The sequence below is a fragment of the Nonomuraea aurantiaca genome (assembly GCF_020215705.1).
Classification (GTDB): domain Bacteria; phylum Actinomycetota; class Actinomycetes; order Streptosporangiales; family Streptosporangiaceae; genus Nonomuraea; species Nonomuraea aurantiaca.
Map to the genome: position 1 here is coordinate 274,084 of NZ_JAIWNB010000010.1, position 14,594 is coordinate 288,677.

General features: G+C 71.7%; 17 protein-coding genes. 3 read left to right on the forward strand and 14 right to left on the reverse strand.

Going from position 1 to position 14,594, the window contains the following annotated elements; translation table 11 throughout:
- Positions 1-198 precede the first annotated feature (198 nt).
- A complete protein-coding gene (locus tag LDL49_RS24830; protein WP_225293856.1) occupies positions 199-1,395 on the forward strand; it encodes a class I SAM-dependent methyltransferase in 1,197 nt (398 codons plus the stop codon).
- Positions 1,396-1,574: 179 nt separating this feature from the next.
- Entirely contained in the window at positions 1,575-3,464 is a 1,890-nt protein-coding gene (locus LDL49_RS24835) for an apolipoprotein A1/A4/E family protein (RefSeq protein WP_225293858.1), read from the forward strand.
- A gap of 1 nt (position 3,465) precedes the next feature.
- Here the strand turns inward: LDL49_RS24835 and LDL49_RS24840 are convergent, their stop codons facing one another.
- Entirely contained in the window at positions 3,466-3,687 is a 222-nt protein-coding gene (locus LDL49_RS24840; protein ID WP_225293860.1) for a hypothetical protein, read from the reverse strand.
- Positions 3,666-3,875 carry a hypothetical protein gene (locus LDL49_RS24845; protein ID WP_225293862.1) on the reverse strand — a complete coding sequence of 70 codons (210 nt, stop codon included), beginning with the start codon at positions 3,873-3,875 and terminating at the stop codon, positions 3,666-3,668. Before LDL49_RS24845 ends, LDL49_RS24840 begins: the two co-directional genes overlap by 22 nt.
- Before the next feature lie 98 nt (positions 3,876-3,973).
- Between LDL49_RS24845 and LDL49_RS24850 the strand changes: the two genes are divergently transcribed.
- On the forward strand, positions 3,974-4,897 hold the full coding sequence (locus LDL49_RS24850) for an NAD-dependent epimerase/dehydratase family protein (protein ID WP_225293864.1): 924 nt from the start codon (positions 3,974-3,976) through the stop codon (positions 4,895-4,897).
- Here LDL49_RS24850 and tsaD read toward each other — a convergent pair.
- The 12 genes from tsaD to LDL49_RS24910 form a co-directional block, all read right to left on the reverse strand.
- Positions 4,878-5,909: a tRNA (adenosine(37)-N6)-threonylcarbamoyltransferase complex transferase subunit TsaD gene (tsaD, locus tag LDL49_RS24855; RefSeq protein ID WP_225293866.1), complete on the reverse strand. Its 1,032-nt coding sequence runs from the start codon at positions 5,907-5,909 to the stop codon at positions 4,878-4,880. The genes LDL49_RS24850 and tsaD overlap by 20 nt on opposite strands.
- The gene (gene rimI, locus LDL49_RS24860; protein WP_372470419.1) at positions 5,902-6,369 is read right to left on the reverse strand and encodes a ribosomal protein S18-alanine N-acetyltransferase; all 468 of its coding nucleotides are present in this window, start codon (positions 6,367-6,369) and stop codon (positions 5,902-5,904) included. Before rimI ends, tsaD begins: the two co-directional genes overlap by 8 nt.
- Positions 6,366-7,010, reverse strand: a complete 645-nt coding sequence (gene tsaB, locus LDL49_RS24865; RefSeq protein WP_225293868.1) for a tRNA (adenosine(37)-N6)-threonylcarbamoyltransferase complex dimerization subunit type 1 TsaB — start codon at positions 7,008-7,010, stop codon at positions 6,366-6,368. The genes rimI and tsaB overlap by 4 nt, the downstream gene beginning before the upstream one ends.
- Before the next feature lie 67 nt (positions 7,011-7,077).
- Positions 7,078-8,007 (reverse strand): phosphotransferase, encoded by a 930-nt coding sequence (locus LDL49_RS24870; RefSeq protein WP_225293870.1) that lies wholly within the window; start codon positions 8,005-8,007, stop codon positions 7,078-7,080.
- Entirely contained in the window at positions 8,004-8,540 is a 537-nt protein-coding gene (locus LDL49_RS24875; RefSeq protein ID WP_225293872.1) for a class F sortase, read from the reverse strand. Before LDL49_RS24875 ends, LDL49_RS24870 begins: the two co-directional genes overlap by 4 nt.
- Before the next feature lie 3 nt (positions 8,541-8,543).
- Positions 8,544-9,239 carry a hypothetical protein gene (locus tag LDL49_RS24880; protein ID WP_225293874.1) on the reverse strand — a complete coding sequence of 232 codons (696 nt, stop codon included), beginning with the start codon at positions 9,237-9,239 and terminating at the stop codon, positions 8,544-8,546.
- A 138-nt stretch (positions 9,240-9,377) separates the two neighbouring features.
- Positions 9,378-9,842: a tRNA (adenosine(37)-N6)-threonylcarbamoyltransferase complex ATPase subunit type 1 TsaE gene (tsaE, locus tag LDL49_RS24885; RefSeq protein ID WP_308016183.1), complete on the reverse strand. Its 465-nt coding sequence runs from the start codon at positions 9,840-9,842 to the stop codon at positions 9,378-9,380.
- A complete protein-coding gene (locus LDL49_RS24890; RefSeq protein ID WP_225293876.1) occupies positions 9,842-10,891 on the reverse strand; it encodes an alpha/beta fold hydrolase in 1,050 nt (349 codons plus the stop codon). Before LDL49_RS24890 ends, tsaE begins: the two co-directional genes overlap by 1 nt.
- Positions 10,888-12,018: an alanine racemase gene (alr, locus tag LDL49_RS24895; protein ID WP_225293983.1), complete on the reverse strand. Its 1,131-nt coding sequence runs from the start codon at positions 12,016-12,018 to the stop codon at positions 10,888-10,890. Before alr ends, LDL49_RS24890 begins: the two co-directional genes overlap by 4 nt.
- A gap of 134 nt (positions 12,019-12,152) precedes the next feature.
- Positions 12,153-13,604, reverse strand: coding sequence for an NAD(P)H-hydrate dehydratase (locus LDL49_RS24900; protein ID WP_225293877.1), 1,452 nt, complete (start codon positions 13,602-13,604; stop codon positions 12,153-12,155).
- Between the two features lie 9 nt (positions 13,605-13,613).
- Positions 13,614-13,964, reverse strand: a complete 351-nt coding sequence (locus LDL49_RS24905) for a holo-ACP synthase (protein WP_225293879.1) — start codon at positions 13,962-13,964, stop codon at positions 13,614-13,616.
- 25 nt (positions 13,965-13,989) lie between these two features.
- Entirely contained in the window at positions 13,990-14,529 is a 540-nt protein-coding gene (locus tag LDL49_RS24910; protein WP_225293881.1) for a hypothetical protein, read from the reverse strand.
- Positions 14,530-14,594 lie beyond the last annotated feature (65 nt).

The window sequence follows — 14,594 nt, forward strand, 5'->3', positions numbered from 1 at the left end:
TCGCACGTTGGCACTCTCAAGGGGAGAGTGCCAACAGGAAACATATGCAAGAGGGGCTTGACAGTCAACACGAACGCGTCTGCTCAGAGCGATAAGGCCCAAGAGCTTGCCCAAGGTTGAGGGTAATTGGGGTGACACGCACTGTTGACGCACGGGGGCAGGCCGGGGTGCGGCGGGGAGACGCTAACGTCGGGTGACGTGGATCTCGACGCCTTCACCGAGTTGCTCACCCCGCGCGGGCAGCGCGCACTCGCCGAGGCCGTCGAGGTGGTGGGAGCCGATCCGGTGGCCGCGGCGACGAGGCTGCGCAGGTCGTACGACGCCGCCCTCACGTCGGCCGCGCTCACCCAGGCGGCGCTGCGCGAGCGCGCCAAGGCCAAGTTCGGCGCCGACGCGGCGCGCATGTACTTCACTCCGCACAGCCTGGAGCAGGCCACCCGGGCCGAGGTCGGCGCCCACCGGGCCCGCCGCCTGGCCGGCCCCGCCGGTGGGACCCGGGTCGTGGACGTCTGCTGCGGTATCGGCGGCGACTTCCTCGCCCTGGCCCGCGCCGGTTGCGTCGTGGACGCCGTGGACCTCGACCCGCTGACCGTCGCCGTCGCCAGGGCCAACGCAGAGGCGCTCGGGCTCGCGGATCGGGTCACCGTACGCGAGGCCGACGCGGCGACGGTCTCGCCGGAGGACTACGACTGGCTGTTCGCCGACCCCGCCCGCCGGACGAACCGGGGCAGGACGTTCGACCCCATGGCCTACTCGCCGCCGTGGCCGGTCGTGCTCGACCTGGTCGCCAGGGCTGGGCGGGCCTGCCTGAAGGTGGCTCCGGGCATCCCGTACGAGTTCATCCCGGGCGAGGCCGAGGCCGAGTGGGTGTCGTACAAGGGCGAGGTGAAGGAGGCAGCCCTCTGGACCGGCACCGCAGAGGGATCGGTGGGGTCGGTGCGCCGGGCGACGTTGCTGCCCGGCGGAGAGACACTCATCGCCCGCGGGGCCGAGGCGCCGACCGGCCCCGTCGGTCGCTTCATGTACGAACCCGACGGGGCCGCGATCCGCGCGCACCTTGTCGGAGAGGTCGCCGAGATGGTCGGCGGCCGACTCCCCGACCCGATGATCGCCTACATCACCGGCGACGAGCCGTTCGACACCCCATGGGCCGCGCGTTACGCGGTGGAAGAAGTGCTGCCCTTCTCGCTGAAGCGCCTCCGCGCCACCCTCCGCGAACGGCAAATCGGAAATGTCATCATCAAGAAGCGAGCCTCGGCGGTCGACATCGAACGGCTCAGAAATGACCTGCGTCTTTCGGGTGACAAAACAGCGGTAATCATGCTTACCCGAATCATGGATAAGCCTTCCGTCCTGATTTGTCACCCGTCCCCACCTGCACAAATGACAAAATAGGACGTTCTCGGGACAACCCCGATCTTTTATTTCGCTCCTGACGGACCTTGATCGAGCGGCTAAGGTGAGCACGCGGGAGTCCTTCCCCTTTGGCGGTTAGCCGCGTTCTCGTTTCATCTGCAAACCGGACCTGTCCCACCGCTGCGCGGCAGACCGTCGGCGAGCGAAGGAGCCTTTCGGTGGATCACTCCAACCACACCACCCTTCTACAGGCAGGCGGCGATTCCGCCATCTCCGAAAGGATGCGGGACCTGCTCGCGCGTGCGTCCCAGGACCACGTCTACGAGCAGCGGACCCAGGGAGCCGTCCTCGACGAGATCCGCCAGCGCCTTGAGGGTATGGAGTGGCTGCTCCGGGAGGTTCGCGAGCGGGAGCTGGGGGGTCTGAGCGGCACGCTGGAGACGGTGAGCGGACGCCTTGACGAGATCGCGGCCAAGCCGCCGATGTGGGCGGAGGGCCTGGCCCAGCATGTCGAGGCCGTACGCGACCACGTTGACGCCGTTGGCGAGCAGGTGGGCACCGTTGACGCGCATGTGGAGTCGGTTCACCAGCGGGTCGCGCCGGTGGCGGAGCTGCCGGGGCTCTGGGCCGAGGTCGGCACCGTCGGCGACAACGTGGACGAGGTGCTCAAGAAGCTGCAGGCGGTCCTCGACTTCACCGAGGGCATCACCAAGCGGATGAGCGACCTGGGCGTCAGGCTGGGCCACCTCAACACGGGCATGGAGGCCGCCGCGGGCCGCTTCAGCCGCATCGACAAGTCGCTCGCCGAGCTGACCGCCCGTACGGACCGCATCGAGGGCGCGCTGCTGGAGCTGCCCGACAGCTTCGACGGCAGGCTCACCGCCACCGCCGAGCGGGTGACCGAACAGCTGGACGGCAAGCTCGCCGCCAACGCCGAGCAGCTCGACGGCCGGCTCACCGCCGCCGCCCACCAGCTCGGCGGCAAGCTCACCGCGGCCACGGACCGGCTGGGTGCCCAGGTGGAGAGCGCCGAACAGCGCCTCTCCGAACGTCTCGGCGAGACCGAAAACCTCCTGACCGGCTTGGACCAGCGGCTCACCGGCCGCCTCGACCGGACCGAGCAGAACCTGACCACGCACCTCGACAGGACCGAAAAGGGGCTCACCGCCCGTCTGGGCGAGTCCGAGCAGGGCCTGGCCGACCGCCTCGACGAGGCCGAGCAGGCGCTGACCGCCCGGCTCCTCGAAACAGGGCAGACCCTCACCGAACATCTCGACGACACCCACCAGAGCGCCACCAGCCGCCTCGGAGAGACCGAGCAGCGCCTGGCGGGCCGCCTCGACGAGGCCGAGCAGCGCGTGGCCGGGCGCCTGGACGGCGTCGACGGCAAGCTCCTCGACGTCCACGGCGCCCTCGACAGCCGGCTAGGCGGCGTCGACGAGCACCTAACCACGGTCAACGGCCACCTGACGACGGTGAGCGGCCACCTGACCACCGTGAACGGCCACCTGTCCCGCCACGACAACCGCTTCGACACGCTCGACGGCCGCGTCGACGGCCACTTCATCCGGCTCGACGAACGCCTGGCCGCCGCCGACCGCCACCTCATCGACTCCGCCACCCGCAACGAGGGCCGCTTCAACCAGCTCGACAACGGCATGGACTCGCTCGACGAACGCCTGGGCGAGGTGGAGGAGCGGGTGACCACCCGCTTCGACGGTCTCGGCACCCAGCTCAGCGGCGTGGAGACCAACCTGACCGGCCTCGCCCAGCGCGCCGAGCAGGCCGGCGAGCACCTCGAAGCCGTCGACGACCGGATCGAGGCCGTCAACCAACGCATCGGCCAGCTGCCCGCGACGCTCAGCATCGGCGAGCGGGTGGGCGAGCTCCTCGACTCCCAGACCACCCACCAGGGCGAGCGCCTGGCCGCCGCCGCGGCGGTGCTCACGGAGCTGGTCGCGGCGCGCCCCGACCGCACCGAGCTCACCCAGACGGTGACCGACATCGTCGAGCCCGCCACCACCGACCTCACCAGGCGCCTGGGCGCTCTGGAGGAGACCATGCTCGCCCTCGCCGAAGCCCTCCTCCGCCCTACGAGAAAAGACTGAGCTACCTGTCCGGCACCGCCAGGATCGCCGGCTTGTCCGGGCTGACCAGCGCGTAGAGCCGAGACAGCACCGCCGGCAGGTCGGCGAGGCTGCCGCCCGCCCTCGCCGCGAACGCCGCCCGCTCCAGGGGTGACAGCGTCTCCAGTACGACCAGCAGGCCCGTGGTGACGTTCTGAGCGGCTGTGACCGGGCAGTCGGCGGTCACCAGTGCTCGGGCAGGCACGGGCCGGTGTGGTCCTCTCTGGCGGCGCGCAGGCCACGCAGCCGCTCCAGGGACCGCCGGACAGCGATGCGGATCAGGTAGGCCCGCGGATTGCCCACCTGGGCCAGGTCGACACCGGCCCCCTCCAGGTCCCCCTGCGGTCTCCGGGAGACGGTTCCGGCCCACCGTAACGGGCATGTGGGCCACACGCGCAACGGGCACCTGGGCCACATGACAGCTCGGCATGTCACATCCGGCCCACCACGCATCCGTTGCAGGAGGACGCCACCGGACGACAAGGAGAGGCATGAAGGTACTTCTGGCAGGAGCCACCGGCACCGTCGGCACCGAGCTGATCCCCCAGTTGCTCGCCGCCGGTCATGAGGTGATCGGCCTCACCCGTTCCGAGCGGGGTGCCGCCAAGCTGGCGGAGGCAGGCGCGACGGGCCTGGTCGCGGACATGATGGACCGCGACGCCCTGCTCGCCGCGGTGCGGGGTCACCGGGCCGACGCGGTGATGCACCAGGCGACGGCGATCACCGGTTTGCCGCTGTTCCACCGCCAGCTGTATCCGACGGGCGCGCTGCGCGACCGGGGCACGGCCAACCTGATCGCGGCCGCCAAGGAGATCGGCGCGCACCGCTTCGTCACGCAGTCGTTCTTCCTCGGGTACGGCTACCGTGACCACGGCCCGGAGCCGGTGACCGAGGACCGGCCGTCCGCCGAGCCCGCCAAGGGCCCTTTCGGCGTGCACATGAGGTCGATGCGGGCCAACGAGGAGCAGGTGTTCAACACGCCGGGCATCGACGGCATCTCCCTGCGCTACGGCCTGTTCTACGGTCCCGAGGTGACGACGCGGAAGATGATGGCCATGGCGCGGCGACGGATGCTGCCGGAAGTACACCCGGCCGGCGTCATCTCGCTCGTGCACGTCCATGACGCCGCCTCGGCCGCCGTCACCGCGCTCGACCGGGGCGGGGCCGGGCGGGCGTACAACATCGCTGACGACGAGCCGGTGAGCTTCGACGCATATGTCCGGGCACTGGCCGAGGCGGCGAAGGCACCCGCACCGCTGCGGGTGCCCGGCTCGCTGCTGAGGCCGACGCCGTACATCCACGCCTTCATGACCGGCGTGCGCATCCGGCTGTCCAGCGACCGCGCGAAACAGGAACTCGGCTGGACCCCCGCCTACCCCACCTATCGCACGGGGCTCACACGTGCACGGTCGTGATCGGCATCGACGAGTCGGCGGGGATGTCCAGCGTCGACGGGGTGACGCCCGCGGCGACCAGGTCGGAGCCCAGGGCCGCGACCATCGCGCCGTTGTCGGTGCACAGTCCGGGACGGGGCACGCGCAGGCGTACGCCCGCCGCGTCGCACCGCTCCTGGGCCAGGGCGCGCAGCCGGGAGTTGGCCGCGACACCCCCGCCGATCAGCAGGTCACGCACCTCGTACTTGCGGCAGGCCTGAAGCGCCTTGCGGGTCAGCACGTCGACCACGGCCTCCTGGAAGGATGCCGCCACGTCGGGTACGTGAATGGACTCGCCGGCCGACTCGCGGGCCTCGACCCAGCGCGCCACGGCGGTCTTCAGCCCGGAGAAGGAGAAGTCGAGCGTGCCGTCGTCGATCTTGCCCCGGGGGAAGGCGACGGCCGTGCCCGACCCGGAGGTGGCGGCCTTGTCGATGTGCGGGCCGCCGGGGAACGGCAGGCCCAGCACCCGCGCCACCTTGTCGAACGCCTCCCCGGCCGCGTCGTCGACGGTGGAGCCGAGCGAGATCACGTCCTCGGCCACGTCGGGCACGAGCAGCAGCGACGAGTGGCCGCCCGAGACCAGCAGGGCGATGCACGGTTTGGGCAGCGGGCCGTGTTCGAGCTGGTCGACGGCGACGTGGGCGGCCAGGTGGTTGACGCCGTAGAGGGGCACACCGAGGCCGAGCGAGTAGGACTTGGCCGCGGCGACGCCGACGAGCAGCGCCCCGGCCAGCCCAGGACCGGCGGTGACGGCGATCGCGTCGATGTCGGAGAACTTCAGCCCGGCCTGCGCCAGCGCGGCCTCCACCGTCGGCGTCATCGCCTCCAGATGGGCGCGCGAGGCGACCTCCGGCACGACGCCGCCGAACCTGGCGTGCTCTTCCATGCTGGAGGCGATCGTGTTGGCCAGCAGCGTGTGACCCCTGACGATGCCGATGCCGGTCTCGTCACAGGAGGTCTCGATACCCAGGACCAGGGGTGCGTCAGCCATCCAGCTTCCTTCTCATCATGATCGCGTCGGTGCCGTCGTCGTAGTAGCGGCGGCGCCGGCCGATCACCTCGAACTCGAAGTGCTCGTAGACCCCCTGCGCCTGCGGATTGTCGGCCCGCACCTCGAGGAAGATCTCCCGCACCGCGCGCCGGCCGGCCTCGGCCAGCAGCTCCGCCAGCATCGCGCCGCCGATGCCGGTGCCCTGGTGCGGCTGGACGACCGCGATGGTCTGGACGTCGGCCTGGTCGGCCGCGGCGGCCAGGCCCGCGTAGCCGACGATCTCCTGGCCGACGAGGGCCACCACGTAGTGCCTGGTGCGCGGCTGGTCGGCCAGCTCGCCACGGAGCATGGCCTCGCTCCACGCGTCGAGCGGGAACGTGTCGCGCTCGATCGCCATGACCGCCGGCAGGTCGGCCTCGGCCATCTGCCGGAGCCGCACGTCCACCTGCCTGCGCTTCACGCCGTCACCCTCTTGGGGGCGCCGGGCACCACCGCGTCGGGCCGCCGCAGGTAGATCGGGCGCGGCGGGCCGAGCGGCTCCCCCGCCGCGATGCGCTCGGCCGCCAGGGCGGCCAGGAACCCGGCATAGGGGTACGGCGGTGCGTCGGATTGCCCCAGGATGTCGGGGTAGAGCCCGGCACCGGCACCCACCACGGGCAGGCCCTCCACCGGCACCTCGGCGGGCCGGTCGACGAACGGCCCGTCGAGCCGGGTGCGGGCGTCGGAGTAGCGCGCCCAGAACACCTCCTTGCGCCGCGCGTCGGTGGCGACCAGGAACGGCTCGGCGAGCCCGCTGCCGTAGGCGACGGCGTCGAGGGTGCAGATGCCGTACGCGGGGACGGCCAGCGTGGTGGCGAGCCCCTGCGCGGTCATCAGCCCGACGCGCAGCCCGGTGTAGGGGCCCGGTCCGCTGCCCGCCACGACGGCGGTCACCTCGGACAGGGCCGCACCCGCCTCGCGCAGCACGGTCTCGACGGTGGGGATGAGCAGCTCACCGTGTCGTCGGGCGTCGATCGTCGTCGACTCGGCGAGCACTCGCCGCCCGTCGTGGAGCGCGGCTGTGACGGCGGGCGTCGCGGTATCAAAGGCCAGGACCAGCACGACTGTTTAGCCTACCCGCCCGCCGGGTCACGCCCAGCCGGTGCGCTGTTTCCACCAGCCAAGAGAGTCACGCCCAGCGGGTGCGCTGTTTCAGCCAGTCAAGAGCCACGACGCCCTGCGCCCGCTGGAACGCCCTGACCGTGGGCAGGCCGGGTGGCGGCGGCTGCCGGCCCTGCCGTACCAGGTAGCCGGAGATCGCGGCGATCACCGCCGTGGCGGCGGGATCGGGGTCGGGGAAGAGCTCCTGCGGTGGCGGCCCGTCCTGCATGGCGACCGAGGGCAGCATGCCGAGGGAGTCGAACCAGGCCGCGCCGACGCAGGCCCATGGCCAGTCGACCACGTAGACGCGCTCGTCGGTGAGCAGCAGGTTGTCGGCCCGCAGGTCGGCGTGGAGCAGCGTGTCGCCTGCGGCGGCCGCGGCCCAGCCGGACTCCAGCTCGGCCAGCGCGCCGAGGTGGCGCAGCGCCCACGGATCGAGACCGGTGGTGTCCTCCCCGAGCAGCCTGCGCCAGCCCCGGAACGCCTCGCCGAACACCTCCGCGACCGGCGGCGCCTCGATCGGCGCGGGCGTGAGCGCGGCCGACATGCGCCGAACCGCCGCCAGCACCCGGTCGAGTTCGGCGCGGCGCCAGGGCAGCTCGGGGTGGCGGCCCTCGATGTCCTCGAAGACCAGCACCACCCAGCCCTCGGTCTCGAAGGAGGTCAGCAGCCGCGGCGCGGGCACGGACTCGGGAAGGGCGGCGGCGATTCCGCGTTCGGCCTGGTAGATGCGGACACTGTCGGGGTTCGGCTCCGGGCCGACGGCCTTGACGAAGACGCGCCGGCCGTTCGCGGCACGCAGCCGTGCGGCCGCCGCGGGCGAGAACCCGCCCGGCTGCGTCACGGCCTCGGTCACGGGGGCGCCGAGGAACTCCTCGACGGCCGCGCGGGCCGCCGGATGCACCTCCGGCCAGGGAACGCGCGCGCCCGACGCGGGCGGATGGGTCTGCTCGCTCACGCTCTGGAAGCGTAGACGATGATGTTGTCGACGTATTCGCCCTTGGCGTAGTCGAACTTGCCGCCGCAGGTCACCAGCTTCAGGCCGTCCTCGATGTACACCCGCTTGGCCGGGAAGTGGTCCTTCGACACCTGCTCGACCGAGTCGACCTTGTACTTGACGACCTTGCCGTCACTCCGCTCGACCTTGACGATCTCACCCTTGCGTACCTGCCGGAGCTTGAAGAACACCGCAGGGGCCGTCTTGGTGTCGACGTGGCCGATGATGACCGAGGCGCCCTTGTCGCCGGGCACCGCGCTGCCGGTGTACCAGCCGGCCATCTTGGGCTTCTCGTACGGCGGCAGCTCGACCTCGCCGTCCTTGCTCAGGCCGAGCTTCATCAGCGGCGCCTCGACCTCGATCGACGGGATGTCGATGCTCTCGGGCACGACGGAGCCGGCCGACTTGGTGGTGGCCTGGTAGGACCTGCCGAACGCCACCAGCACCAGGCCGGTGACGGCTCCCGCGATGACCACCCGTCCAGGGCGGGCCATCGGCTAGCCCCGGACGCGGCGCTTGATCAGCAGGCCGGCCGCCGCCAGCACGGCCGCGCCGACCAGCACGCCGCCGACCGGCATCCCCGAACCCTCGTCGACGTCCTTGCCGAAGGTGCCGCCGCCGCCCGCCCTGGGCGCCTTCGTGGGCGCCTTGGTGGAGCTGTCGTCGGAGGTGTCAGCGGTCGCGCTGACGACGCGCAGGGTGGCCTTGCCGGTGTCGTTGGTGCCGTCGCACTTGACCTCGACCGGGTAGGTGCCGCGCTTGACCGTGCCCGACACCTGCGCCTCGCCGCGTACCCACGGGTTGCCGGCCGCCGTGCCGGTCGGGGCGGGCGTGGCCGTCGAGGACGTCGGCGCGGTGGTCAGCGACACACCGTTGATGAACGCCTTGGACGTGGCGGTGCCGGTGTGCGCGGGGCCGCCGCTGGGGACGGGGCAATTGGCTAAGATCCACACCTTCGAGGTCTCACCCGCGGTGACCTTGGCGGGGCTGAGCTCGACCAGGATGGGTTTCCTGCTCACGGTGACGGTCGGCGTGGCGCTGACCGAGCCGGTGGCCGAGGCCGAGGGTGTGGGAGTCGCTGAGGTTTGCGCGGAGGCCGAGCAGCCGACCGCACCGATCATGACCATGGCTCCCGCGTACGCGACTCGCCTGACCCTGAGCACCGCCGCACCCCACTCCGCGCCGTCCTTCACCAAGCATCCACCAAAAAAGTGGACGCCGCCCCTCCTGATACCCAGATTTTCTGGGCGAATCCCTTACCAATGATCATGTTTTCTATCGATGGTGAGGTACGTCAAGGGTGGCAGCTTTGCCGGAAGACAGGGCGGATTTTACTTTTCCGCAGGTTCGGACGGCGTGTCGGCCCACCGCGCGCCGACGCCGCGCAGCGTGACGACGCGGGCGTCGTCTCCGCTCTCGCGATCGATGTGGATTTCCAGGCGGTCGTCGGACAGGCCCTCGACCAGTCCCTCGCCCCACTCCACGACCGTCACCGACTCCTCGAGCGAGGCGTCGAGGTCGAGGTCGTCGACCTCGAGGTCCCCGCCCAGCCGGTAGGCGTCGGCGTGGACGAGCGGCGGCCCCTGGCGGAGCGACGGGTGCACTCTGGCGATCACGAACGTGGGCGAGGTGATCGGGCCGCGTACCTTGAGCCCTTCGGCGATGCCCTGCACCAGCGTGGTCTTGCCCGCGCCGAGCGGGCCGGACAGGATCAGCAGGTCGCCCGCCCGTAGCCCGGCGGCCAGCCGGGCGCCATAGGCGCGCATGTCCTCGGCGGTCGGAAGCCTTTCGGCCACTACAACTCCACTCGCTTGATCAGGTCGCGCAGCGCGTCGTTGACCACGCCCGGACGCTCCAGCTGGATCAGGTGCGAGGTGTCGGGCACCTCGGTGAGCTGGGCGTTGGGCAGCGCGGCGGCGATCGCCTTGCTGTGGTCGGGCGGGGTGAGCCAGTCCTTGTCGCCGACCAGGATCGCGGTCGGCACCGGGTCGAGCACGTCCAGGGCGGCCAGCTTGTCGTGGTTCATCAGCGCGGGGTAGAAGTTGGCGAACACCTCGGTCGGCGTCGCCCTGATCATCGTCTCGGCGAAGTCGACCAGGGTGGGGCTGACGTTCTTGGAGTCGCCGAAGCCCATGTAGCGGGTCATCAGGAACGCGATCTCGCTGCCCGCGCTGCGGGTCTTGTCGACGAACGCCCCCCGCCGGCCCAGCAGCGAGATCGTCGACGGGGCGAGCTTGTGCACGGCCTTGGACAGCAGCGCCGGCAGGCCCAGCGTGATCTCGGCCAGCTTGCCCGCCGAGGTGGCGATGAGGGACACCGCGCGGATCTTGTCACCGAACAGCTCGGGATGGCGGTCCGCCAGCGCCATGATCGTCATGCCGCCCATGGAGTGGCCGACCAGCACGCACGGGCCGGGCACCAGTTGTCCGATCACCTCGGCCAGGTCGTCGCCCAGCCGGTCGATCGTGCAGTCCTCGGCGGTGGCGCGCTGCGAGCGGCCGTGTGAGCGCTGGTCCCACAGCACCATGCGGTAGGTGTCGCGCAGGTCGCGGCGCTGGTAGTGCCACGACTCCAGGCTGAGGCAGTAGCCGTGGCAGAACACGATGGTCAGCGGCGCGTCCTCGGGCCCGTCGATCTCGACGTGCAGCTCCGTGTTGTCGGAGGTGACCAGCGTGAGGTCCCTGCCGCGCAGCTCGCCGAACCGCTCGCTCGCCTCGGCGTCGGGGCGCAGCCTCATGCGGCCCACCGCGTAGCGCTTGGCCAGCGCCGCCGCCGCCACACCGGCCGAAGCGGCACCGACGATGGCGCCGGCGATCCCGACCTTCCGCCGTGTTGTCGTCGTCATGTCCCTGATCCCCTATACACCCGCGGCACCCGCGAACCGATCCTGGTCACGATCTCATGCGTAATCGTGCCGAGGTTATCCGCCCACTCCTGAGCGGTCGGTTCACCCCTCCCACCAGGGCCGAACAGGATGACCTCGTCCCCTGCGGCGAGCGGCTCGTCGCCCATGTCGATCATGAACTGGTCCATGCACACCCGGCCGGCGATCGCCCTTCGGCGACCGCCCGCCAGAACCTCTGCCCGCCCCGTCGCGTGCCGGAGGATCCCGTCGGCGTACCCGAGCGGCACCAGCCCAAGCGTCGTCTCGGAACTCGTGACATAAAGGTGCCCATAGGACACTCCCGAGCTCTCCGGCACCCGCTTGGCCAGAGCGATCCGCGCCACGAGCGTCATCGCCGGTCGCAGCCCGAAGTCGCCCAGCTCGGGGACCGGGCTGAGCCCGTACATGGCGATGCCGGGCCGGACCATGTCGTAGTGGGTCCGCGGCAGCGTCAGGATCGCGGCGGAGTTGGCCAGGTGCCTGATGACGTGGGACCCGGCCGCGCCTGCCTGCTCGGCCTGCTTGAGCGCCGCCTCGAACGCCTCGATCTGCCGGTCGATCGAGCCATGCCCCGGTACGTCCGCGCAGGCGAAGTGGGACCACAGGCCGACGATCTCGATCGCGCCCTCGGCCTGGAGGGCGAGCGCCCTGGCCAGTAGTTCCGGCCAGGCGGCGAGCGGGGCGCCGCCCCTGCTCATGCCGGTGTCGGCCTCCAGGTGCGTCCGGGCGGTCCGCCCGGTGCGCCGCGCCGCGGCGGCGATCTCGTCGAGCAGCGGCGCGTCGGCCGCCGACAGCTCGATGCCGGCTTCGAGCGCCTCGTCCAGCGGCTCTCCGGGAGTGATGATCCACGACAGCAGCGGCGCGGTGATGCCACCGGCGCGCAGCGCGAGCGCCTCACGGATGTAGGCGGTGCCGAGCCTGCTCGCGCCACCCCGCAGCACGGCCTCGGAGGTCGGGACGAGCCCGTGCCCGTAGGCGTCGGCCTTGACGGCCCCCAGCACTTCGGCGCCGCCCGCGCGCTCCTTGAGCAGCGCCACGTTGTGCCTGATCGCGGCCAGATCGACCCGCGCCTCCGCGGGCGTCGCCATCGGGGATGTCATCCCTCCAGTCTGGCAGCTCACTCACGTGGTCGAGCGCGAATCGCCCCTGTCGAGGTCCGCTTGAGGTCCGCAGAGCGAACTCCGGCTCACCTGGGCTTGAGGTCCGCCGGGCGGACTCCGGCTCACCCGGAAGAGTCGCGCAGCGTACGGATCGCCGCCGGAACCGCCGATGCCACGTCCGCGGCCGTCAGGGGCGCGCCCTCGGCCGCGATCCGCCCGGCCAGCCCGTGCAGGTAGGCAGCGCACGAGCCCGCGTCGTAGCAGTCGAGCCCCTGGGCGAGCAGCGCGCCGGCCATGCCGGAGAGCACGTCCCCCGTGCCGCCGGTGGCCAGCCAGGCCGTGCCGGTCGGATTGACCCGTACGGGCCGGCCCTGCTCGGCCACGACCGTGGTCGAGCCCTTGAGCAGGACGGTCACGCCCAGCTCCGCCGCCGCCCGGCGGGCGTACCGGAGCCGGCCCGCCTCGATCGCCTCGCGGTCCACCTCCAGCAGCCGCGACAGCTCGCCCGCGTGCGGCGTGATCAGCACCGGGGCGGTACGCCGGAGCAGCGACCGGTCACGGGCGACCAGGGTCAGGCCGTCGGCGTCGATCAGCACGGGCACGTCGGCGGCCAGCACCCTGGCGGCCAGCTCGTGCGCCCAGTCGCCGGTGCCCAGACCGGGCCCCAGCACCCATGCCTGCACCCGGCCGACGTCGTCGATCGACGGCTCGCTCAGCTCGGTGATGACCGCCTCCGGCCAGTGGCTGCGTACCTGGGCCACCGGCTCGCTCGGCCCCACGTAACGCACCATCCCCGCGCCCGCGCGCAGCGCGCCGCCCACAGCGAGCACGGCGGCGCCCGTGTAGCGGTCGCTGCCCGCCGCGACGCCCAGGACGCCCCTGCGGTATTTGTCGGACTCGCCCATCGGCTGCTTCAGCCGGCCGCCGACGTCGCGGTGGGTGAACGCCACGACGTCGGGCTCGGGCAGGTAGGGGCCGAGCCCGACGTCGATCAGCTCGATCTCGCCCACCTTGCCCGCGCCCGGATCGACGAGCAGCCCGGCCTTGGCAGCGCCCATGGTCACGGTCACCTGCGCCGCGATGGCCACCCCGTCCACCTGACCGGTGCTCGCGTCGACGCCGCTGGGCACGTCCACCGCGACGACCAGGCCGGGCGCGGCGTTGGCCGCCTCGGCCAGCCCCGCGTACGGCTCCCGCAACGCCCCGGTCGCCCCGATCCCCACCAGCCCGTCGACGATCAGCTCGGCCCGGTCGACGGCGTCCGGCCCGGCGATCGTGCCGCCCGCCCGGCGGAACGCCTCCAGGCCGGCCTCGTGGGTCTTGGAGCCCGCCAGGACGGCCTCGACCCGGGCGCCGCGCCCGGCCAGCCGGGCCCCGGCGTACAGGGCGTCGCCGCCGTTGTCGCCGCTGCCGACGAGCAGCAGCACACGCGTGCCGTACACCCTGCCGAGGAGGCCGGCGCAGACGGCGGCGAGCCCGGTGGCGGCGCGGTCCATGAGCGTGCCGTCGGGCAGCCGCGCCATCAGCGCGCGCTCGGCGGTCCTGATCTGGTCGGCGGTGTAGGCGGTACGCATGATCTGAAGCTATCCCTCCGCGATCACGTAGGCCATCGCCACACCCGCGTCATGGCTGAGCGAGATGTGCCAGCGCTTGACGCCCAGGCCGTAGGCGACCTCGGCGGCCTTGCCCGTGACGCGCAGCTCGGGCTTGCCGCTCTCGTCGCAGCGCACCTCGGCCTCCAGGTGCCCGAGCCCCTTCGGCGCGCCGAGCGCCTTGGCGACGGCCTCCTTGGCGGCGAACCTGGCCGCCAGCGAGTGTACGGCGAGCGGCCGTTCGACCTCGGTGAACAGCCGCTCGCGCAGACCCGGCGTGCGTTCCAGCGCCGACTCGAACCGCGCGATGTCGACCACGTCCACGCCGATGCCCAGGATCATCCCCTCAGGTTAACCGGGCGCGTGCCTACAGCCAGCTGGCCCGCACGCTGTCGGCCGGCCCGTCACCGGGTGCCCTGCCGAGCTCGCCCTTCGCGACCCTGGTGAGCAGGCGGTTGACGCTCTCGACGATCTCGGGGACGCACCCGCGCAGCTCGGCCACGTCCGCGGCGATCGACTCGTCGCGCTCCACCCCCGCCCTTTCCAGCACGGCGTCCAGGTCCGCCAGCTTGCCCGCCAGCCACTGAAGGGGGTCGCTCGACAGCTCCCTGTCGAAGACGCGCGGGCCCGGGTCCCATCCGGTGAAGACCGGATGGTGATGGGTGCGGTCGAAGCTGCCGGGGCGGCCGTCGACCGACTCCAGCAGGTCGACGCGCCAGAGGGGCCGGTCGAGGTTGATGGGCCGCGCCGAATAGATGGACCCGTTCAGCTGCCCCGGTTCGAGCATCCGTACTTCGAGGCGGACGCCGTGCTCGGCGCCCTCCTGGCCCTTGATCGGATCGGGGTCGACGAAGTAGAGATCGCTCACGGCCACGCCGATCCGCTCGAAGCCGAAGATGTACAGCACGAGGAGCCCTCCTGTCGCGAGTGTCCTCATCGGAGTATGAACAACCTCCTGGTCGGCTTCAATCA